The organism is Saccharopolyspora phatthalungensis (assembly GCF_014203395.1).
Taxonomy (GTDB): Bacteria; Actinomycetota; Actinomycetes; order Mycobacteriales; family Pseudonocardiaceae; genus Saccharopolyspora; species Saccharopolyspora phatthalungensis.
This window is the reverse complement of sequence record NZ_JACHIW010000001.1, coordinates 1070842-1092101: the sequence shown is the minus strand read 5'-3', so window position 1 is coordinate 1092101 and position 21260 is coordinate 1070842. Positions and strand designations below refer to the sequence as shown.

The following is a 21260-nucleotide window of genomic DNA, read 5'->3' as shown; positions in this document are numbered from 1 at the left end:
CCCCTTTTTCGAGGTCTGAAGATTTCCCCCGGCTCGGGCGGAAAATGCCCGGCCTACCCGAACTGCTCGTCGCGCCGCGGCCGACGGGGTCGCCGGGGCGGCTCCCCCTGCGGCGGGTCCGCCGGTCGCGGCCGCCCGGGTGCCTGCCGCGGGGCCGCGCCGCGTCGCGGCGGCACCGCCCGGCCGTCGTGCTCCGGTCGTCCCTCGCCTCCGCGCGCCCTGCCGGGCGATTCGCCTCGGGCTCTGCCGGATGCCTCGCCTCGGGATCTGTCGGCGTCTCCCCGGGTTCTGCCGGATGCGTCTCCTCTGGCCCTGCCAGGTGCCTCGCCTCGGGCTCTGCCGGGTGCCTCGCCTCGGGCCCTGCTGGCTGTGTCGCCGCTGCGGGGCCGCCCCGGGGCCTGCGCCCGCCCGCGGTCAGTTTGGGCCCGCTGCTGACGTGCTGAGCCCTCGGCACGGGCCTGCCTCCGGCGCTCCCGCTCTTCCGGCCGCCGCCTCTCGACGTCTTCGCCCGGCTTCTTGCGGGCCGGGTCGGCGGGGCGGCGGCGCTTCTTGGCCTCGTCGCTCTCGGCGACCTCGGGGCGGGAGCCGGCCCGCTGCGTGACGAACATCCGGATCAGTCCGATGCCCAGGGCGACGATGGTCGCGCCCGCCATGATCGGGAAGCTGCTGATCAGCGGGCGAGCCACGGCGAGCGCCTTGGCGGTGACGCCTGCCCCGGCGGTCATGCCGCTGCCGGTGATCAGCACCAGCAGCGGCATGACGATGGTGAGCACGAGCGGCGGTTGCACCATCGGACCGAACACGCTCTGGCGCTTCACCAGCAGAACGGCCAGCACGCACCCGACGAAAAAGCCCGACTTGAACAGCATGCCGGGCTGCGCCCAGATCAGGATGTCGAGCACTGTTCCGATCGCGGTCAGTACGGCAGCCAGCAGCACGGCACCCCACAGCGGCACGCCGTTGGTGCCGAATGCTGAGCGCGTCGACCAGTTGGGAGCGCCGTTGCTGGGAGGTGGGGCGCTCTGGCTCTCGCGGATCGCGGTCACGAGTCCCAACGGTAACGGTCCAGTACCCCGCGCCGAGAGCCGTCTTCGAGAACTTGCGTATTACCCCACGTTGAGTTACTGGCACTTTCTGTCAACGTGACCGCTATGTGATGTTCGTGCAGCCGAACGGATGCCCCGTCACTGGGGCGAGTGTGTGAACCTTGACACAAGGAGCATGACGACTTTAGCGTCCGAGCAATCGTTTTCTCGGGATTCGCGAGCGGCGTGACGGGGGTCCTATGAGCACGGCGCCACCGCTGGTCGAGATGACCGGCATTTCGAAGCGCTACGGGGGTGTGCTCGCGTGTGACGGCGTGGATCTGACGGTTCGCGCGGGCGAGGTGCACGCGTTGCTGGGGGAGAACGGCGCGGGCAAGAGCACGCTGATGAAGGTGCTCTCGGGGGATGTCGTCGATCACATCGGGACGATCTCGGTCGAGGGCCGGCGGGTGCAGTTCGGCAAGCCGGCCGACGCCCAGCGCGCCGGCATCGCGATGATCCACCAGGAGCTCGACCTGGTTCCCGGATTGAGCGTCGCCGAGAACCTCTACCTCGGCCGGGAGCTGCGCAACAGATTCGGCGTGGTGGACCGCCGGAAGATGGCCGCACACACCCGGGAACTGCTGCGGCGCACCGGCATTGACCTGGATCCGTTGCGGTCGGTCGGGGAACTGCGCATCGGCGAGCAGCAGTTGGTGACCATCGCCCGAGCGCTGTCGCTGGATGCGAAGGTGCTGATCATGGACGAGCCGACCTCGGCGCTGTCCAGCACCGAGGTGGAGCGGCTGTTCTCGGTGATCACCGAACTGCGCCGCAGCGGCACCGGGATCGTCTACATCTCGCACCGGATGGACGAGATCGGGCAGGTGGCCGACCGGGCCACCGTGCTGCGCAACGGCCGCAAAGTCGCCGAGTTCGATGCGCGGAAGCTGACCGCGGAACAGGCCGCCGAGGCGATGGTGGGACGATCGGTGCAGACGATGTATCGCGCCGAGCGCGGCACCATCGGCGCGGATCTGCTGTCGGTCTCCGGGTTCGCGGTCCGCCCGCGGCGACCGCGGGTGGGGCGCCGGGAACCCGACGGCATCGATCTGACCGTGCGTCGCGGGGAGATCGTCGGGCTGTGCGGGTTGCTCGGCTCAGGTCGCACCGAACTGCTGGAATCACTGTTCGGGGCGGCGTCCTCCGGCACGTGGGAAGGGCGGGTGTCCATCGATGGGCACCGGGTGCGGCCGAGGGGTCCGCACCGCGCGCTGCGCGAGGGCATCGCCTTCGTGCCGGAGGACCGCAGGAGCTCCGGCCTCGTGCTGGAGCATTCGGTGCTGGCCAACACCGTGCTGTCGGTGCTGGACCGGCTTGGCGTGGCCGGGCTGGTGCGTCGGCGCGCCGAGGTGTCCGCGACCGAGCGGAGCGTGCGGCAGCTCAAGGTCAAGCTCGGCCGGATCCTCGACCCGGTGGGCACCCTGTCCGGGGGGAACCAGCAGAAGGTCGTCTTCGGGCGGATGTTGCTGACCGAACCGCGGTTGTTGCTGCTGGACGATCCCACCCGCGGTGTGGACATCGGCGCGAAGTCCGAGATCTACCAACTGCTCGGCGAGATCGCGGGCCGCGGCATCGGCGTGCTGCTCGCGTCCTCGGAACTGCCGGAACTGGTCGGCGTGTGCCACCGGGTGGTGGTGTTGCGCGCCGGGCGCAGCGTGGCCGAGTTCGACACGGCCGAGGTCGGTGAAGCGGAATTGCTGGCGGCCGCCATGGGCGAGCACGTCGCGGCCGACGGGTCCGGGCCGGTGGTCGGCACCGGGCGGCAGAGCACTGGGGGAGGTGCGCGGTGAGCAACCAGACGAAAGACCGGCCCGCGGAACCCGGCGGATCGGTGGCCGCCCCGGCCAGGCGGGCGAACACGGTCGAGACGCTGTTCCGGTTCCAGAGCTTCTTCGGACTGGTCGCGGTGTTCGTGGCGGCGGTGATCTTCTCGCCCCGCAACAACGGGCAGATCCTTTTTTTGAGCAGCGACAACCTTTTCAACATCGTGCGTGCGGTCTCCGAGATCGGGATCATCGCCATCGGGCTCACCTTCGTGATCTTGATCGGCGGCATCGACCTGTCGGTCGGCTCGGTGCTCGGGCTGGCCGCGGTGGGGTCGGCCGTGCTGATGGTCGATGACGACTTCGGCGTGTGGGCAACGGTCGCGCTGGTGCTGCTCGCGGGCATCGTCTTCGGCCTGTCGCAGGGCGCCGCGGTGGCCCTGCTCGGGGTGCAGGCCTTCATCGTCACGCTGGCCGGCTTGCAGATCGCCCGGGGTCTGGCGCGCATGTGGTCCGGCGGCGAGACGGTACAGATCTCCTACGGCGACGGTCCGGGGCAGGCGCCGATGCTGTTCTCCCTGCTCGGGGAACGCACTTTCGGCGGTGTGGTGCCGATTCCGGCGCTGATCTTCGCGGTGGTGGCCGTCGTGGCGATCCTGTTCCTGCGCGGCAGCGCCTACTCCCGGCACCTCTACGCCATCGGCGGAAACGAGAAGGCCGCCCGGCTCTCGGGTGTGCCGGTGAACCGGGTCAAGATCATCGCCTTCGGCATCGCCGGATTCTGCGCCGCGTTGGCCGGCATCGTGCACGCCGGCCAGCTCAACGCGGGCAGCCCGAACGACGGAATCGCTTACGAGCTCGACGGAATCGCCGCGGTGGTGGTCGGCGGTACCAGCCTGGCCGGCGGTCGGGGCTCGGTGATCGGCACCATCGCGGGTGCCTTGTTGCTCGGAATCCTCAACAACATCCTCAGCCTGAACAGCGTCAACACCGATCTGCAGCTACTGATCAAGGGGTTGGTGATCGTCGCGGCGGCGGCACTGCAGCGCTTGCGTCCAACGTCCTGAAACCCTCTCCGGAAGGAAGCACGATGCGCGAGACAACTAAGTCCTTGGTTGCAGTCACGTGCGCCGCGGTCGCGTTGATCGCCGCCGGTTGCGGTACGACCAGCGAGAACACCGGACAGGTGCGGGCCCAGGATCCGACCAAGAACTGCCACGGCCCGAACGGCAAGTACACCATCGGGATGAGCCAGGCCAACCTCGCCGAGCCGTACCGGGTCCGGATGGACGACGACATCCGCCAGGCGGCCGGGAAGGTGCCGCAGTTCGAGGTTCAGTTCGCCGACGCGGCCAAGGACAACTCCAAGCAGGTCAGTGACGTGGAGAACTTCATCACCAAGCAGGTCGACCTGCTGATGATCTCGCCCAACGAGGCGGCGCCGCTGACCGATGTGGTCAAGAAGGCCTACAACAAGGGAATTCCGGTCGTGGTGCTGGACCGCAAGATCGATGGGGACGCCTTCTCCACCTACATCGGCGCCGACAACGTCCAGATCGGTCGGCAGGCCGGCGAGTACTTCAGGAACACGGTGCTGCCGCAGGGCGGCAAGATCGTGCAGATCAAGGGCCTGTCCGGCTCGACCCCGGCCGCGGAGCGGGAGCAGGGCTTCAAGGACGGCATCCAGGGTTCGCCGATCGAGATCGTGGCCACCGCCGACGGCGAGTGGGAGCGGTCGGTCGGGCAGCAGAAGATGGACGCCCTGCTCAAGGCACATCCGGACATCCAGGCCGTCTACGCGCAGAACGACCCGATGGCCGAGGGCGCGTACCTGGCCGCTCAGGCCGCCAATCGCAATGACCTGAAGTTCGTCGGCATCGACGGGCTGCCCATCCCGTCCGGCGGTATCAAGGCGGTCGAGGAGGGCCGGTTGCAGGCCACCAACCTGTACCCGACCGGCGGCGCGGAAGCGGTCGAGGCGGCCAAGAAGCTGCTGGTCGATTGCCAGCCGGTGCCCAAGTCGCAGACCTTGCAGACCCAACTGGTCACCAAGGACAACGCCGCCGAGATCTACGCCCGGCTGAACCAGGGTTGATCCAGGGCTGAGCCGATCGGCGCGAGTGGTCGTGCATGCCGCCGCGACCACTCGCGACCGCAGGTCGGCTCGATGTCGCACTCGCCGGTGAGTAGCGGATTTGCCGAGTCCATTGTGGATGGTCGCGTGTCGGGGCGAATTCCGTTGGTGGTCTGCGCGTTCCGCGCGAAACAAGCCAAATAACACCTGGATGGTGGTTGTCGGTCGCCCCCGGGCCCGGCAACCATCTCATTGAGTGAATTCGCGTTGCGGATTCTTCGACACCGCCCGTCTTAGTTGCCTTTGTGGAGGGCATTTTCTTACGCTGCGCTCAATGCGCGAATGATCTTTCACCCGTAGTCGGACAAAACTTCATCCATGCGCGCACCACCATCCAAGACAGAGCGGGATCACCGTCTACTGCGGGCAGTGGTGTGCGGGGAGGACGAGCACGATGAGAGACCGCTCAGCACTGTCGCCGCCGGGAAACGGTCGTCGGCGCGCTCGCTGGCTCGGTGCCTACCTCGGAGTCGCTTCGCTGGCGGCGGCCGCCGTGGTCGCGGACGCCGGATTCGGCTCTGTCCGCGCATATGGTCAAACTTCAGCGCCCACGACGAAAGGCCCAGTAGGCTGGGAAACGTACCGCGATCTTGACGGACTGGCGCAACTGCGCGGCGCGGAACAGTCGCGGCAGTTCTCCAGTTACGACCGGACCGGCGGGAATAACGACGGATTCGAGGGCACCTATTCCTGCCTGCGTCATTCGGGCCGCGGTTGTGTCATCGCCGAACACGCCGGCGCCGGCGAAATTTCCTCGATCTGGTCCACTCGCGAACCCCTCGGCGACGTCACCGGCACCGGCAACATCGTGGTCGAGCTCGACGGTCGGGTGGTGCTGGACGCGCCGCTGATCGACGTGGTCAACGGGAAGCTGGGTGCCCCCTTCGAATGGCCACTGGTCGCCAACGCCGACGACGCCGCCGGCGGCGTGGTGGTCAAGGTGCCGATGCCGTATCGCAAATCGATGCGGGTCACGGTGCAGAACAACCCGTACTTCTACCACGTCGACTACCGCGCATTCCCCGACGCCGAGGGCGTGCGGACCTTCAACCCCGGCGACCCCGCCGAAGACGTCCTCGCGCGGCTCCGCGCGTTCGGGGTCGCCGATCCCAAGCCGCGAGCCGGTGGCACGCCGGTCCGGCGGGACTTCGACCTGCCGGCCGGCGCGGCCGCCACGGTCGCCGAACTCCGCGGACCCGCCCGGATCAACCAGCTGCGGCTGCGACTGCCGCAGGTGATGGCGGCACCGCAGGTGGTGGACGACGGCCGGGCGTTCGGCGCCGGCGGGCGCAGCCGGTTCAGCATGCGGGTACACCCGGACAACCAGGGCATCCGGGTGATCCGGCGGTACGACCCGCAGATCGCCGACCAGGTCGGCAACCTGCGCGTCAACGGTCGGCAGGTCGGCGAGTGGCGCAGCGGCCCGGCCGCCCCCGGGTCGTGGGGCGTGCAGGTCATCGACGTGCCGCCGGGCGTCACTGCCGGTCGGTCTTCGGTGGACATCGAGAACCGGTTCATCTCGTCCTCGCTGGACTTCAACGAGTTCCGCTACGACGTGCACAGCTTGGTCAACGGCGAGTGGGTGCGCACCGACGTGCTCGACCTGGGTCCTGGGCACCCCGGCGAGGAAGCCGCGCACGGCTACCGCATCGACAACCCGGTGTTCGCGCGGTCCAAACTGCTCGGGCGCTACCCGACCCGGCCGGAGGACGTCGCGGCCTCCGACGAGGTGCTGGAGCGCACCCGGCTGCGCATTACCTTCGACGGAAAGACCACTGTGGACGCGCCGGTCGGCGAGTTCTTCGGCACCGGGCTCGGCGAGCACGACGTGCGCGCCCTGATGAGCTCGGTCGATCCCGGGCTGGATGGCTGGTACACCGCCTGGTGGCCCATGCCGTTCGGCCAGCACGCCACGGTGGAGCTGGTGAACACCGGCGGGGTGCCGATCGTCGGCGCGACCGCGGAGGTGACCAGTTCCGACGGTCAGCTCGACCCCAACGCTGGCTACTTCCACGCGACCCACCAGCGCGGGCGGACCATATCGGGGCAGGACTGGAACTTCTTGAGGGCCGAGGGCGCGGGCACCTTCTACGGCGTCACGCACACCATGCGCGGGCTGATACCGCCGGGTACGAGGCGGCACACGAGCGAACCGCTCTCCGATATGGCGGAGGTCAACCAGCGCAACTACCTGGAGGGCGACGAACGGTTCTTCGTCGACGGCGCAAGCATGCCGGCGTGGCACGGCACCGGTACCGAGGACTTCTATGAATCCGGTTGGTACTTCCGGTTCGGCACCACGTTCTCGATGCCGTTGACCGGGAACCCGGCGCACGAGATCAACGGCGATGGCTGCCGGTACGACTGCACCGGTGCCTACCGGCTGCTGCTCAACGACGCGGTGCCGTTCCGCAATGGTCTGGTGGCCGGTATCGAGCACGGTCCGGTAAACGACGAGCCGGGCGACTACAGTTCAACGGCGTACTGGTACGGCGGACGCCCATCGACCCGGCAACTGCCCGGCGTCCCGCAACTACCGACCCAAACCGCGGAACTACCGACCCAAACCCCGGAACTTCCGCCCTCGGCCCCGTCGATTCCGCCCACCGCCCCGACGACACCACCGGCCTCGCCGACCGAGTCCACCGTGCCGGAGTCGGGCACCCCGGACACGACCGGCCAGGACGACGGCGAGCCCCCGACCGACGTGTGGCAATTGGTGCAAGTCGTCATTCGCCAACAGCAACGCGAAAACTGACCCCTCGCCTCGCCGAAGGGCACCGCTTGGATCTGCTTTATAAGCGGCGTAAGCCACTTCTAGCGAGGTGAACGTTCAGGGGCGGGTGCTGCTGGCTCGGACGACCAGGTGCGCGGAGAGCGTTGTCGTGGTCGCGTCGACGCGTTCCCCGCTGATCCGGCCGAGCAGCAGCCGGGCGGCCACCGCACCGATGTCGTAGGCGGGCTGGGCGACGACCGTCAGCGGCGGGTCGAGCAGGCTCGCCCAGGGCGCGTCGTCGAAGGCGACGACGCCGATGTCCCGGCCTGGTCGCAGGCCCAGCTCGGCGCAGGTCTCCAGCACGCCCACCGCCATCATGTTGTTGGCCACCAGGATCGCGTCCGGCTGGTCGTCCTGGCTCAGCAGCGAGCGCGCGGCCTGCTTCGCCCCGGCGGCCTTGAACTCCGAGCGCCGGACCAGCGCCGCCGGAACCGGCAGCTGCGCCGCGCGCAGCCCGTCGCGGTAACCGGCGAGGCGGTCGTCGGCGGTCAGCACGCCGTTGGGGCCGGTGAGGCAGGCGATCCGGCGGTAGCCCTGCTCGGCTAGGTGCTGGGTGGCTTCCCGCGCGGCGCCCTTGCTGTCCACCAGCACCGTGTCGCTGGGCGAGTTCGGCAACGGCCGGTCCACCGCCACCACCGGGGTGTCGTTGCGGCCGAGCAGTTCGGCGCTGTCCCCGCGCCCGCTTGGCGACAGCAGCACACCGGCCACCCGCTCCTGCAGGGCGACGTCGATGTACTCGCGCTCCTTGTCCGGTTCGTCGTCGGAGTTGCACAACACCACCGAGTAACCGGCGGCGTGCGCCACGTCCTCGACGCCGCGGGCGATCGCGGTGAAGAACGGGTTCTCCACGTCGGAGATGATCAACGCCAGCACCGCGGTCTCCTGTTTGCGCAGGTTGCGGGCCGGTCCATTGGGGCGATAGCCGAGTTCGGCGGCGGCCGCGAGCACCCGCGCGGCCAGCTCCGGATCGACGGTGCTCTTGCCGTTGAGCGCGCGGGAAACCGTCGCGGTGGACACCCCGGCGCGGGTCGCCACGTCACTGATCGTTGCCACGGCTCCTCCTCGTGCCCGCAAGCCGAGTGATGGCGGGCCGCCCGTCTTGACAGCCCGTGTGATGCCAGAATAGCGTCCGAGTAAACGATTGCTCGCCGGTCTCATCGGCAACTGAAGTGGCGAGTTTTCCCGGTCGGGCAGCCCCGCGGGGAGTTCACCGGTGCCGCCGGGATGGCGTGCCCACGTGCTCCCGCCGCCGGTTCCGCAGCAGTCAAAGCCGCCTGTCAGCGAACTTGGGAGGAATCGTGGCTCGCATCGGTGTAGTCAGCATTTCCGACGGTCGTGACTACGTCCACGCACGGAACGCGGATTTCATTAAGTCCAAACAGGATTCCCTGGTCCGGGCGCTGCGCGACGCCGGGCACGAGGTGGTGGTCGGCGACGACCTGGTCGCCACCAACGCGCTCGCCACTTCGGTCTCCCGCAAGGTCGCCGCCGCCAACGTGGACGTGACGGTCTTCTACTACGCGGTATGGGCGTTCCCGCACTTCACCATGCTGGCCGCGGACGCCACCCGCAGCCCGCTGGTGCTGGTGGCCAGCACCGACCCGACCGAGCCGGGCCTGGTCGGCATGCTCGCCGCGGGCGGTGCGCTGGATCAGGTCGGCCGCCGCCACACGCGGGCGTGGGGAGCGCCGGACGACGCCGACCTGGTGGCCAAGATCGGCGTGCACGCCACGGCATCCGCCGCGGTGCGGTCGCTGCACGGCTCGACGTTCGGCCGGTTCGGCGGGCGGCCGATGGGTATGAACACCGCGGTCGCCAACACCGACCAGTGGATGCGCAAGTTCGGCATCGACGTGGAGGAGATCGACCAGTACGAGCTGGTCCTGCGCGCCGAGCAGGCCGACCCCGCGGAGGCGAAGGAGGCTCGCGAGTGGATCGAGCAGCGCGCCGCGGGCGTGCACTACGACGGCAAGAAGCTGACGCCGGAGCTGCTGGAGCGGCAAATCCGGTCCTACCTGGCCATCCGGGACATCATCGCGGAGCGCAATCTGGACTTCTCCGGGATCAAGGCGCAACCGGAGCTGACCGAGCACTTCGCCACGATGGACATCACCGAGGCATTCCTGAACGACCCATACGACTGGAACGGCCCGAAGGAACCGCACGTCTGCGCCACCGAGGCGGACATGGACGGCGCGCTGACCATGCAGCTGTTCAAGGCGGTGGCCGGCACCCCGGTGCTGTTCGCCGACGTACGGCACTACCACGGTGACCGGGACATCTGGGACCTGTGCAACTCGGGCCAGCACGCCACCTGGTACGCCGCCCGCAGCGACGATCCGGCGGAGAACCTGGCGAAGGTCAACTTCTATCCCGAGGTGTTCTTCTTCCCGGCGGGTGGTGCGGCGGTGCAGCACATCGCGGCGCCGGGGCAGATGACGCTGGGCCGGCTGACTCGCGAGGACGGTGCGTACCGGCTGCAGCTGATGCTCGGCGAGTTCGAAAGCTACGACGACGCGACCAACCAGCAGTTGATGAACCAGTCGACGCCGGAATGGCCGCACGCCTTCGCGCGGCTGGACGCGCCGGGCGAGCTGTTCCTGTCGAAGTTCGGCGCCAACCACATCCACGCGGTGCCCGGCGACCACCGTGCCGCCCTCCGCGCGGTGGCGGACCAACTGGACGTTCGCCTCGACGAGTGGACCCGGGGCTGATCGGGCCTACGGTTGGGAGTGATTTCGCGAGAGGTTGACCCGGGTGGGCGCCGGTCTCTCGCGAGGTCGCCCGCAGCGGTCCGGCGACGAGGAGGGACAGCGCAATGGCCGACGCAGTGTTGCTCGGGATCGACATCGGCACGGCGAGCTCAAAGGGGGTGCTGGTCAGCACCGACGGGCGGATCATCGCCCGCGCGACCCGGCCGCACGAGACCTCCTACCCGCACCCGGGCTGGGTGGAGCACGACCCGGAATCGGTGTGGTGGGAGGACTTCCTGGCGCTGGCCGGGGAACTGGTCTCCGCCGCCGAGGGCCGGGAGATCGCCGGCCTAGGTGTCAGCGGTATCGGTCCCGTGCTGCTGCCCGCCGACGGCGATGGAAAGCCCTTGCGCCCGGCCATTCTCTACGGCGTGGACACCCGCGCGACCGAGGAGATCGCGGAGCTCACCGAGGAATTCGGGGCCGACGAGATCCTGCACCGGGGCGGCTCGGCGCTGTCCAGCCAGGCGGTCGGGCCGAAGATCCGCTGGCTGGCCAAACGCGAACCGGAGGTCTACCGGCGCACCGAGATGCTGTTGATGTGCAGCTCGTACCTGGTGTACCGGCTGACCGGGCGGTACGTGCTGGACCACCACTCGGCCAGCCAGTGCGATCCGCTCTACGACCTGCGCGCCCGCGACTGGTCGGCGGACTGGGCACAGCGGGTCGCGCCGGGGCTGCCGCTGCCGGAGTTGGCGTGGCCGACCGAGGTGGTCGGGCGGATCACCGCGCGGGCGGCGGCCGAAACCGGGCTGCCCGAGGGGCTTGCGGTCACCGCGGGCACGGTGGACGCGTGGGCCGAGGCCACCAGCGTCGGTGTGCGTGAACCCGGCGACGTGATGCTGATGTACGGCACCACGATGTTCTTCGTCCAGGTGCTGACGGACCTGCGACCGCATCCGGCGCTGTGGGGCACCTGCGGGGCGTTTCCCGACACCTACACGCTGGCCGCCGGGATGGCGACCTCGGGCGCGGTCACCGAGTGGCTGCGCAACCTGGTCGACGGCGATTTCGCGCAGCTGGTCGAGGAAGCCAGCGCGGTTCCCGCAGGCAGCCGCGGGCTGTTGCTGCTGCCGTATTTCGCGGGTGAGCGGACGCCGATCTTCGACCCGGACGCGCGCGGCGTCCTCGCCGGGCTCACCACCAGTCACGCCCGGGCCGAGCTGTACCGGGCCGCGCTGGAGGGCATCGCTTTCGGGGTTCGCCACAACCTGGCGGCGATGGGCGAGGCGGGCGGCACGGCCCGTCGGCTGGTCGCCGTCGGCGGCGGCACCCAAGGCGGGCTGTGGACGCAGATCGTTTCCGACGTTACTGGTCAGGAGCAGCAGATCCCGGCCGAGACGGTCGGCGCGGCTTACGGTGACGCGCTGCTCGCCGGCATCGGCACCGGGACGGCCGTCGACCCGGACGGCTGGAATCCGGTGACGCAGACTGTCCGGCCGAATCCGGCGCATACCGAGCGTTACAACGCATTCTTCCGCCACTACCGGGACCTCTACGACTCCACGGTGCGGATTGCGCACTTTTTGGCAGGTGAGCAGCGCGCCGCGGATGAATGTGGCTGATCGGCCAAGGGCATACCGCCGATCTTGTTAAGCTCATTCTTTTGGGTGAACCATAACGAGATCGGGAGGCGCGGGGCCGATGGCGGTGACACGGCGTGTCTTAGCGGCCTGCCTCGCAGTCGTGGCGTTGGTCGTGGCCGGCTGTTCGCGCGAATCTGACGCCGACGAGGCCCCGCCGGTCGGCGTCGCGATCCGCGATCTCGGTGCCGCCAGCGTGCAGCGGAACCAGGTCTACGCGCGGCGGGACACCGGCGCGCTGAAGCTCGATCTGTTCCTGCCGCAACGGCGGACGACGCCGACGCCGTTAATCGTGTACGTGCACGGCGGCGGCTGGGATGCCGGGGGCCGCACGCTGGACGCCGATCTCGCTGCACCGGAGGCGCAGGTGGCGCAGCGGCTGTTGGAGCGCGGTTACGCGGTGGCCACAGTGGACTATCGGCTCAGCGGGGTGGCGCATTACCCCGCGCAGGTGATCGATGTCGCGGATGCCGTGCGCTGGCTCCAGCAGCGGGCCGAGACGTGGCAGCTGGATCCCGGCCGGGTCGGGCTCTGGGGCGCCTCGGCGGGCGGTCAGCTGGTATCGCAGTTGGGCGCCGTGGCCGGCGATCCGACGAAGCCGGGCGGTGGGCTGTCCGGCATCCGCGCGGTGGTGGACTGGTTCGGGCCCACGGACATGAGCGCCGAGGCGCAGGTGGCGCATCCGCAGATACCGGACTACGCGCGCCGTGTCGTGACGGAGCTCCTGGGCTGCATGCCGGTGGAGTGCCCGGCCACGGCCGACTCGGCCAGCCCGATCAAGAACATCTCCGGGGACGAGCCGCCGTTCCTGATCCAGCATGGCACCGCGGACTCGCTGGTCCCGATCGACCAGAGCCTCGACTTCGCCCAGGAATTGCGCCGCCGAGGTGTCACGGTGGAACTGCACCCCTACGAAGGCCTGGAGCACGGTTTCGGCCGAGGCCCGGACAACGTCCTGATCGTCGACACGGTCACGGCCTTCGTCGAAAACCACGTCTGAGCCGTTCTTCCGCATCGCGGATGCCGTGCCATCGCACCGCCGGCGATTTCAATGGATATCGGAGCGCTGATTTCGATGGAAATCGCCGGTCCCCAGGACCAAACCCTCCTCGTCCTGGCGGATGGTGCCGACGCCGCCCGCGCCCGCGGCCTCGGCCAGCGGTTGCACCGTGCCGCGAAAGGATTCCAGCGCGTCGAGTTCGCGGCGGCGGGCGGAGACGAAGCGCTGCAAGTGCGTGCTGGAGAGGTTCACCGCATCCACCGCGTTGGATGCGGCGCGCTGGGCCCGCACCGCCTGGGCGCGCACCTGCTCGATGTCCTCGGCGATGGTGCGTTCGGTCGCGGCGAACATCGACGCCGACGCCAGCACCGCGAAGCCCGTTGGCCCACAGAGGAAAACCCGCTTGTCGAGCAGCCAGGTGAGCAGCTGCGGGTCGGTGTCCAGGGCGGCGATCACGGCCGCGTCGGAGGGCACGAACATGATCGAGCCATAAATCGCATCGGCCCACTTCTGGTAGCCCTTGCCCGCGAGTTCGGTGGCGCGCGACCGGATGTTGCGGACGTGGACCCGCAGCGCGTCGGTGCGTTCCTCCGCGTCGTCGGTCTCCATCGCCTCGGCCCACACGGCAAGGCTCGCCTTGGCGTCGACCGGGACCTGACGCCCGCCGCCGACGGCCAGCACCATGTCGGGGCGCGCGGAGCCGCCGCCGGCGAGGTCGGTCTGCAGCGTGAAGTGGATGCCTTCGCGCAGCCCCAGCGACCGCGCGGTCTCGACGAGCACCTGCTCGCCCAGCTCGCCGCGGCCGGTGATGGAGGCGAACGCCACCTCGTAGCGCCGCAGCGCGGCCTGCTGCTCGGCGGCGCGGGCGCGTTCGGTTTCGACCATGCGCAGCGATTCGTCGGCGCGGCGCGCGGTGTCCGTATACAGCCGCCAGATCAGCATCAGCGCTGCCGCGAACAACAGCGTCAGGACGACGACGATGGTGATCAGGACGCCGGTACCCACATGAGCTCCGTCCGGTAGTGAACGTGGCAACTCACATAATGGCGGACACGTCCGACAACATCACGCACAGCCGTATCGCCAGTGCGCCGTGCACGAATTCGCGGCAGAGTCTACGTTTTCCCGATCGACGTTCAGTCATCGCGAACCTGGCGATCAGCGGCCCGCATGATCACTTTTGGTGATCATGTTGTCACTCACCGGATTTGAGGTGCACGACACGCCGAAGCGATGTGGGGGGTCGACGAAGTTCGGTGGAATCGCCGATAACTTGAGGCTCATGCGAGTGCTGCACACCTCCGATTGGCACGTGGGACGGACTTTCCACGGGCGAGACCTGCTCGGAGATCAGGAAGCCGTCCTGGGCGGGCTGGCGGACCTGGTCGCCGAGGAACAGGTCGACGTCGTGGTGATCGCGGGCGATCTCTACGACCGCGCGGTGCCGTCGGGTGAGGCGGTGCAGACCTGCGTGCGGGTGCTCGCCCGGATCCGCGAGGCGGGTGCCCAGTTGGTGGTCACCTCGGGCAATCACGATTCCGCCGCCCGCGTCGGCGCGTTCGCCGAGTTCGCCGCCGCCGGCGGCCTGCATCTGCGCACCCAGATCGCGCGGTTGCACGAACCGGTGTTGATCGACGACCGGCACGGTCCGGTCGCCTTCTACGGGATTCCTTACCTTGAACCGGATCCGGCGCGCCACGCGCTGCAAGCTTGCGCCGAGGTGGCCGGGGCCAGCCCCGAGATCGAATCGCGCGGCCACACGGCGGTGCTCACCGAGGCGATGAACCGGGTGCGCGCCGAACTCGCCGAACGTCCACAGAGGACACGTTCGGTCGTGCTGGCGCACGCGTTCGTCACCGGCGGCGATAGCAGCGATTCGGAACGCACCATCGCGGTCGGCGGCGTCGAGCAGGTGCCTGGCTCGGTGTTCGACGGCGTCGACTACGTCGCGCTGGGGCACCTGCACGGGCCGCAGCGACTCGCCGAGCACCTGCGCTATTCCGGCAGCCCGCTCGCGTACTCGTTCTCCGAGGCGGCGCACCGCAAGTCGGTGTGGCTGGTCGAGCTGGATGCGGACGGGCTGGCGGGGGTCGAGCGCCGCGAACTGCCGGTGCCCCGGCGGCTGGCCGCGGTCCAAGGGCTGCTCGAAGACCTGCTCACCCAGCCAGAACACGCCGACTTGGAGGATTGCTACCTGTCGGCGACCCTCACCGACGAGGTGCGCCCGCTGGAGGCGATGCGGCGGTTGCAACAGCGCTTTCCGCACGCCGTGCACCTGGAGTGGAAACCGGCGACCGGTCGGGCGACCGCGCCGCTGCGCTACGCCGAGATCGTGCGCGGTCGCGACGACCACGCCTTGACGGCGACGTTCGTAGCCGATTGCCGGGGCGCGGAACCCAACGAATCCGAACGCGCGCTGCTCGACGAGGCGCTGCGGGCGGTGGCTGCGACCGAGGGGACGAGATGAGACTGCACCACCTGGAGCTCAGTGCGTTCGGTCCGTACCGCGACCACCAGCGGGTGGACTTCGATCGGCTCGGCACCGATGGTCTCTTCCTGCTGCACGGCGACACCGGCGCGGGCAAGACCACGTTGCTGGACGCCGTCGCTTTCGCGCTCTACGGCTCGGTGCCGGGCGCGCGCGGCGACGTCAAACGGCTCCGTTGCGACACGGCGGAACCCGAGACCGCCACCAAGGTCGTGCTGGAACTGACGGTGCAGGGGCAGCGGCTGCGGTTGGCACGCAGCCCGGAGTACCAGCGGCCGAAGAAGCGCGGCGACGGCTACACGACGCAGCCGGCGAAGGCATCCCTGACCTGGGTCGATGGAGCCCCCACCGAGCTCCCGCCGGAAGGCTTGACGCGCATCGACGAGGTCGGTCGCACGGTGGGGCGGCTGCTGGGGATGACCGTCGAGCAGTTCTTCCAGGTCGTGATGCTGCCGCAGGGCGAGTTCGCCAAGTTCCTGCGCTCGGACACCACGGAACGCGAGCAACTGCTGGAGAAACTGTTCGGCACCCAGCGGTTCGGCGAGGTCGAGCGCTGGTTCGTCGAGCGCCGCCGGGAGCGCGGCCGGGAGGTCGAGACGCAGACCCAGGAGGTCCGCGAGCTGCTTGCGCGGGTCTCGCAGGTCTCGGGGGCCGAACCGGGCTCCGACGCGGACGAGCAGAACTGGCTGGAGGACATCGAAAAGCGCTCCGTTCGCGAACTTGAGGGCGCGCAGGCCGAACACTCCCGCCTGCGGCGCGCGCGGGAAGCGGCGGAGACCAAGCTGACCGAGCGCCGAGCGCTGGCGGAGAAAGTCCGCCGGGTCCGGCAGGCCAACGCGACCCTCGCCGAGATCGGTGACCAGCGGGCCGAGCACGACGCTTGGCGAGCCGAACGGGAAGCCGCACAGCGCGCGGTCCCGGTGCTCGTTGCCCGTCGAACGGCGCTGCGGGTCGAGCGAGAACGCGACGAAGCACGCGCGGCGGTCGTTGCCGCGGCTGCCCGTTGCGAGGTGGACCCCACCGCCTCGCTAGCCGGGCTGCGTTCGCTCGCGGGCGCGAAGCGGGAGGAAGCCGGCGCTCTCGCGCATCTGATTCCCGAGGCGCAGCAACAGGAGATCGACCTCCAGAAGGTAGCCGCGCACGCCGAGCGGATCGCTGCGGACGAGAACCGGGAGACGGAGCTCGTCGGGCGGCAGGCCACCCTGCCGGATCGCATCAGCGCCGCGCGACAACAGGTCGACGAGGCGAAACACGCCGAACTGCGGCTGGAAACGGTGCAGGCCCGTAGCAGTGAGATGGCCGCTCTGCTGCAGACTGCGCGGGAACTGCCCGGAGCGCAGCAGAAACTCGCGGCGGCGACCGTCCGGGCGCAGCAGGCCATCGACGCCCACCAGCAATCCCGCGATCAGTTGCAAGACATCCGCGCCCGCAGACTCGCCGGGATGGCCGCCGAACTCGCGGCCCGGCTCTCGCCCGGCCAACCATGTCCGGTCTGCGGCTCGCCGCAACACCCGGAGCCCGGCGAACCGGTCGACGACTCGGTGCGCGCCGAGGACGAGGACAACGCGCGGGAAGAAGAACAGCGCGCGGCCGCCCGCCGGGAAAAGGCCACGTCGGAAGCGCAACGAGCGCAGCAACATGTCGACAACCTGACCGAGCGTCTCGGCGCGCACCGTGAGCCGGACCTGGCCACCGAACTCGCCGAACTCCACGCCGAACGCGACGCACTCCAGAACACTGCCGCGCAACTACCGCAACGCGGCAAACACCTGACCGAACTCGAAGAGTCCACCGAGCGTCTGACCGAACAATTGTCGCAGCTGCGAAGCCGGGTCGCTGCGGCCCGCAGCGAGCACGCCGCCCTGGTGACCACAGTGGACGAACGTGAGGCCAGGCTGCGCGACGGGCGAGCCGACTTCCCGAGCATCGCCGATCGACGGGCGCACTTGCTCGACACCGCGACCCGCATCGAGCAACTCGTCGCCGCCCGGACCTCCCACGACGACGCCGAACACCGCATGGCCGAACACGACACGGCCCTGGCCGAAGCCGCGACCGCGGCCGGCTTCGACGACGTGGCGGCCGCACTCGCCGCCGAGCGAACCGAAGAACGGCTTGCGCAGCTCACCGGGATGCTCGCCGAAATCGAGGAAAGCGCCGCAGGAGCCCGCGCAGCGCTGGCCAGCGCGGAGCTGTTCGGCGTAGACGCGAACGCCGAGGTCGGCCTCGAAGAGGCCACCGAGGAGGCCGTTGTAGCACGCGAAGCCGCGGAGCGTGCGGCTGCGCTGGCGCATCGCGCCGAGCAACGGCAGCGCGACATCGCCGGACTCGCGGAGCGACTGCGCGCGGCGTGGGCGGAGCTCGGCCCGGCGTTGGCGGAGCACGCTGAGCTGGAGGCGTTGGCGGATGTGGTCAACGGGCGCGGGCAGAACGCACGCAAGATGTCGCTGCGTGCATACGTGCTGGCCGCGCGGCTGGAAGAGGTGGCGGTCGCGGCCACTCGCCGATTGCAGCGGATGAGCGACGGTCGGTACTCGTTCGTGCATTCCGACGCGGCCGGGGCGCGGGGAACCCGCGGCGGCCTCGGACTGGACGTGCTAGACGACTACTCCGGCAAGATCCGGCCGGCCAAGACCCTCTCCGGTGGCGAGTCTTTCCTCGCTTCGCTTTCGCTGGCGCTCGGTCTGGCCGACGTGGTCGCCGCCGAGACCGGCGGCGCGCTGCTGGACACCCTGTTCATCGACGAGGGTTTCGGCACGCTCGACGCCGACACCCTCGACCTGGTGATGGACACCCTCGACGATCTGCGCGCGGGCGGCCGGGTCGTCGGACTGGTCTCCCACGTCGAGGAGATGCGCCAGCGGATCTCGGTTCGCCTCCGGGTCCGCAAGTCCCGCACCGGCTCCACCCTGGAACTACAGACCTGACCATCCACTGAGGACGAATCGATGCGGTGTTAGAGCACTTCAAAAGTGGTGTGCGTAGCGGTGCGGGTGGCGGCCCCCTGCGGGAGTTACCGTCGCCGCCTGGGCTCCGGGATTCCTGACTTATGTATGCCCAATACACGGCGCTGGGGCTGTCCTCGCCAGGCGACGTCTGAGCCGTTTGGGACCCTGTTGGGGCGGCGGTGCAAGCTGAGTCCCACACCGCAAGCGGCTACGCCGCATATAAGCAGACCCTAGTGGGGCCCGGCTTCCGGGATGTGGTCAGGCGGTCGTGCGCTCGTGGTCCAGGAGCCAGCGCTTCACCGGGAGGCCCCAGCGGAAGCCGCCCAGGGAGCCGTCGCTGCGCAGCACCCGGTGGCACGGCACGAAAAGTGCCGCCGCGTTGCGTGCACAGGCCGCAGCGGCGGCGCGAACCGCCTGCGGACGGCCCGCCAGCGTAGCGAATTCGGTGTAGCTCACGGGTTCACCGGCCGGGACCTTCCGCAGCACCTCCCACGCGTGTTCCAGGAACTCCCCGGAGCGCTGCCGCACCGGGATCTCGTCGATCGCGCGGACATCGCCGGCGTGGTAATCCCGGATCGCACGCGTCACCGGGCCGAGGTCGGCCGACTCGCGCGGCGCTGCGGACAGCAGGTCGCGGGAAATCTGTGGCACGAGTTCGTCGAGTCGGGCCGTCCAGCCGGAGGCGAGTACGACATCGTCGGCGTCGACCACGGCGGTGAACGGACCGGCCGCGGTATTCGCGGTAGACCACTTGATCATGATTGCTCCAGCATCTCGTGCGAAAAGTCGTGGCGGCGCGGCGGATTCACGATGCCATCTGTACCTGCGGGGCCGCGCTGACGGCTGCCTCCCAAAGGAGCACCCCGGCATACGAGCGCCACGGGCTCCAACGCCGCGCATGCGCCTGGATCGCGGCCGGATCCTCGGACAGACCGAGCGCCCCGGCGCCCCGGCGCAACGCGAGATCACCGGTCAGCAGGACGTCCGGCGCACCGAGCACCCGCATGGCGACATAATTGGACGTCCACGGGCCAATACCAGGGATGTTCTCCAGGTCCTGCCGCAGTTCGGCATCGTCGCGCCCGGAGTGCAAAGCCAGCCGGCCGTCGGCTATGGCCGCCGCGACGGCCCGCACGGTCTCCGCCCGCCGACGCGGCCCCGGCAGGGCCTCCGGCGCGTGCTCGGCAAGCACCTCCGGGGCCGGGAAGAGCGTCGTCACAGCGCCTTCCGGCTGGGCGAGTGGCTCGCCCAGCGCCGTGACGAGCCGCTCGGTCGCTTTGCGCGCCGCCGCTACCGAGATTTGCTGGCCGATCACCGCACGAATCAGGATTTCCATCCCGTCGACGCTGCCCGGCACTCGCACCCCGGGCATTCGCGCCACAGTCGATCGCAGCGCCGGGTCAGCCCCCAGCACCTCGTTGATGGCGACAGGATCGGCGTCGAGGTCAAGCAGTCGGCGCAGGCGGGACACCGCGCTACCGAGATCGCGCAGGTCGGTGAGCCGCAACGCGCAGGAGACGTACTTGTGGTCCGGGCGCAGCGTGGCGATGCCGGTGCCGTAGGGCAGCCGCATAGCGCGCGTGTAGTGGTCCGGCCCGGCGTCTTCGAGTCCGGCGAGCGCGCGCTGGCCGAGGAAACGCACCACGCCAGCCACATCGCAGGGCGCCCGGAACGGCAAGCGGAGCTGAACGACTCCGGCGCTGCCGGGAACGTCGGTGCGCCGCTGCGCCCGTCCACGCATCGCGGTCGGAGTCACCCCGAAGACCTCACGCAGGGTGTCGTTGAACTGGCGGAGGCTGGAGAACCCGGCGGCGAACGCGACGTCGCTGAACGGGATCGTGGTCGTCTCGATCAGGATCCGCGCCGAGTGCGCCCGGTGCGCCCGCGCCAGGCCGAGCGGTCCGGCACCGAGCTCGGCGGTCAGCACCCGGGTCAGGTGGCGTTCCGAGTAGCCGAGCTGGTCGGCCAGCCCGCGCACACCGGCGCGGTCCACGACCCCGTCGGTGATCAGCCGCATGGCGCGACCGGCGAGATCGGCGCGCAGGTTCCACTCCGGCGAACCCGGCACGGCATCCGGCAGGCACCGTCGGCACGCGCGGTACCCGGCGGCCTGCGCAGCGGCGGCCGTGGGGAAGAACAGGCTGTTGTCGCGCTTGGGCGTGCGGGCCGGGCAGGAGGGGCGGCAGTAGATACCAGTTGTGCGCACGGCATGGATGAAACAGCCGTCGAAACGGGCGTCGCGTGCGGCGACGGCCCGCAGCGCTTCCTCGGTTCCCACCAACATGCCTTCGATCGTGCCAGCGCCCCGGGGCAGTTACTAGCGGGAATCAGACACGCTCAAGTCCGGTCGCAGTCGCCGCACGAGCGGCTTCGCCGACGACGGCCAGGCCCGGTTGATGAGGGATTTCGATCTAGATTCGTGCTCGTTGCGTGATTCATCCCTATTGTCGCGTCATGGCTCAATCGAGTATCCGAACCAGGTGCGGCTTCAAGCTCCTCGGCGCGGTGGCGAGTGCCGCCTTTGCCCTGATGGTCACGGCGGGCTGCAACGACCCTGCACCGGCTCCCGAGCAGCAGCAGGAGCAGGAAGACGGCGGCGACGAGCAGGACCGCGACCAGGAAGACGATGGCTGACGCGGCGGGTTGCGTGTCGTTCCGCTCGTAAACCACAGCCACTCGCGACCCACGCCACCGGGGACAATGCCCTCGCGGGCAAGCCCCTAGACT

Annotated in this window: 15 protein-coding genes; 10 read left to right on the top strand and 5 right to left on the bottom strand. The window is 69.5% G+C overall.

Going from position 1 to position 21260, the window contains the following annotated elements; translation table 11 throughout:
* Window positions 1-53 precede the first annotated feature (53 nt).
* Window positions 54-1046 (bottom strand): DUF6542 domain-containing protein, encoded by a 993-nt coding sequence (locus BJ970_RS04900; protein WP_184724259.1) that lies wholly within the window; start codon window positions 1044-1046, stop codon window positions 54-56.
* Window positions 1047-1285: 239 nt separating this feature from the next.
* Between BJ970_RS04900 and BJ970_RS04895 the strand changes: the two genes are divergently transcribed.
* From BJ970_RS04895 to BJ970_RS04880, 4 genes are all read left to right on the top strand, one after another.
* Window positions 1286-2878: a sugar ABC transporter ATP-binding protein gene (locus tag BJ970_RS04895; protein WP_184724256.1), complete on the top strand. Its 1593-nt coding sequence runs from the start codon at window positions 1286-1288 to the stop codon at window positions 2876-2878.
* A complete protein-coding gene (locus BJ970_RS04890) occupies window positions 2875-3918 on the top strand; it encodes an ABC transporter permease (protein ID WP_376774986.1) in 1044 nt (347 codons plus the stop codon). The genes BJ970_RS04895 and BJ970_RS04890 overlap by 4 nt, the downstream gene beginning before the upstream one ends.
* A gap of 23 nt (window positions 3919-3941) precedes the next feature.
* Window positions 3942-4946 carry a substrate-binding domain-containing protein gene (locus BJ970_RS04885; protein ID WP_184724253.1) on the top strand — a complete coding sequence of 335 codons (1005 nt, stop codon included), beginning with the start codon at window positions 3942-3944 and terminating at the stop codon, window positions 4944-4946.
* Between the two features lie 433 nt (window positions 4947-5379).
* Window positions 5380-7743 carry a glycoside hydrolase family 172 protein gene (locus tag BJ970_RS04880; RefSeq protein WP_184724250.1) on the top strand — a complete coding sequence of 788 codons (2364 nt, stop codon included), beginning with the start codon at window positions 5380-5382 and terminating at the stop codon, window positions 7741-7743.
* A 75-nt stretch (window positions 7744-7818) separates the two neighbouring features.
* Here the strand turns inward: BJ970_RS04880 and BJ970_RS04875 are convergent, their stop codons facing one another.
* On the bottom strand, window positions 7819-8814 hold the full coding sequence (locus tag BJ970_RS04875) for a LacI family DNA-binding transcriptional regulator (RefSeq protein WP_184724248.1): 996 nt from the start codon (window positions 8812-8814) through the stop codon (window positions 7819-7821).
* A gap of 245 nt (window positions 8815-9059) precedes the next feature.
* Here BJ970_RS04875 and BJ970_RS04870 point away from each other — a divergent pair, with 245 nt between their 5' ends.
* The 3 genes from BJ970_RS04870 to BJ970_RS04860 all read left to right on the top strand — a co-directional run bounded on the left by BJ970_RS04870 (window position 9060) and on the right by BJ970_RS04860 (window position 13097).
* A complete protein-coding gene (locus BJ970_RS04870; protein ID WP_184724245.1) occupies window positions 9060-10475 on the top strand; it encodes an L-fucose/L-arabinose isomerase family protein in 1416 nt (471 codons plus the stop codon).
* Between the two features lie 104 nt (window positions 10476-10579).
* Window positions 10580-12079 carry an FGGY-family carbohydrate kinase gene (locus BJ970_RS04865; protein ID WP_184724242.1) on the top strand — a complete coding sequence of 500 codons (1500 nt, stop codon included), beginning with the start codon at window positions 10580-10582 and terminating at the stop codon, window positions 12077-12079.
* Window positions 12080-12200: 121 nt separating this feature from the next.
* Window positions 12201-13097, top strand: coding sequence for an alpha/beta hydrolase fold domain-containing protein (locus tag BJ970_RS04860; protein ID WP_312864121.1), 897 nt, complete (start codon window positions 12201-12203; stop codon window positions 13095-13097).
* 48 nt (window positions 13098-13145) lie between these two features.
* On the opposite strand, the gene BJ970_RS04855 is transcribed toward BJ970_RS04860, so the two are convergent.
* A complete protein-coding gene (locus tag BJ970_RS04855; protein WP_246471204.1) occupies window positions 13146-14039 on the bottom strand; it encodes a DNA recombination protein RmuC in 894 nt (297 codons plus the stop codon).
* 340 nt (window positions 14040-14379) lie between these two features.
* On the opposite strand from BJ970_RS04855, the gene BJ970_RS04850 reads away from it, so the two are divergent.
* Together BJ970_RS04850 and BJ970_RS04845 are read left to right on the top strand one after the other, a co-directional pair.
* Window positions 14380-15564: an exonuclease SbcCD subunit D gene (locus BJ970_RS04850; protein WP_184724234.1), complete on the top strand. Its 1185-nt coding sequence runs from the start codon at window positions 14380-14382 to the stop codon at window positions 15562-15564.
* A complete protein-coding gene (locus BJ970_RS04845) occupies window positions 15561-18512 on the top strand; it encodes an AAA family ATPase (protein WP_184724232.1) in 2952 nt (983 codons plus the stop codon). The genes BJ970_RS04850 and BJ970_RS04845 overlap by 4 nt, the downstream gene beginning before the upstream one ends.
* Before the next feature lie 279 nt (window positions 18513-18791).
* Here BJ970_RS04845 and BJ970_RS04840 read toward each other — a convergent pair whose 3' ends face one another.
* Both BJ970_RS04840 and BJ970_RS04835 read right to left on the bottom strand, forming a co-directional pair.
* Window positions 18792-19292 (bottom strand): methylated-DNA--[protein]-cysteine S-methyltransferase, encoded by a 501-nt coding sequence (locus BJ970_RS04840; RefSeq protein WP_184724230.1) that lies wholly within the window; start codon window positions 19290-19292, stop codon window positions 18792-18794.
* A gap of 46 nt (window positions 19293-19338) precedes the next feature.
* Window positions 19339-20817 carry a DNA-3-methyladenine glycosylase 2 gene (locus BJ970_RS04835; RefSeq protein ID WP_184724228.1) on the bottom strand — a complete coding sequence of 493 codons (1479 nt, stop codon included), beginning with the start codon at window positions 20815-20817 and terminating at the stop codon, window positions 19339-19341.
* Between the two features lie 170 nt (window positions 20818-20987).
* Here BJ970_RS04835 and BJ970_RS04830 point away from each other — a divergent pair, with 170 nt between their 5' ends.
* Entirely contained in the window at window positions 20988-21167 is a 180-nt protein-coding gene (locus tag BJ970_RS04830; RefSeq protein WP_184724226.1) for a hypothetical protein, read from the top strand.
* Window positions 21168-21260 lie beyond the last annotated feature (93 nt).

Excerpts from the sequence above, each read along its gene's own strand:
- BJ970_RS04895 (WP_184724256.1), top strand. The coding sequence starts at position 1,286 with ATGAGCACGGCGCCACCGCTGGTCGAGATGACCGGCATTTCGAAGCGC.
- BJ970_RS04885 (WP_184724253.1), top strand. The coding sequence starts at position 3,942 with ATGCGCGAGACAACTAAGTCCTTGGTTGCAGTCACGTGCGCCGCGGTC.
- BJ970_RS04880 (WP_184724250.1), top strand. The coding sequence starts at position 5,380 with ATGAGAGACCGCTCAGCACTGTCGCCGCCGGGAAACGGTCGTCGGCGC.
- BJ970_RS04865 (WP_184724242.1), top strand. The coding sequence starts at position 10,580 with ATGGCCGACGCAGTGTTGCTCGGGATCGACATCGGCACGGCGAGCTCA.
- BJ970_RS04855 (WP_246471204.1), bottom strand. The coding sequence starts at position 14,039 with ATGCTGATCTGGCGGCTGTATACGGACACCGCGCGCCGCGCCGACGAA.
- BJ970_RS04850 (WP_184724234.1), top strand. The coding sequence starts at position 14,380 with ATGCGAGTGCTGCACACCTCCGATTGGCACGTGGGACGGACTTTCCAC.
- BJ970_RS04845 (WP_184724232.1), top strand. The coding sequence starts at position 15,561 with ATGAGACTGCACCACCTGGAGCTCAGTGCGTTCGGTCCGTACCGCGAC.
- BJ970_RS04840 (WP_184724230.1), bottom strand. The coding sequence starts at position 19,292 with ATGATCAAGTGGTCTACCGCGAATACCGCGGCCGGTCCGTTCACCGCC.
- BJ970_RS04835 (WP_184724228.1), bottom strand. The coding sequence starts at position 20,817 with ATGTTGGTGGGAACCGAGGAAGCGCTGCGGGCCGTCGCCGCACGCGAC.
- BJ970_RS04830 (WP_184724226.1), top strand. The coding sequence starts at position 20,988 with ATGGCTCAATCGAGTATCCGAACCAGGTGCGGCTTCAAGCTCCTCGGC.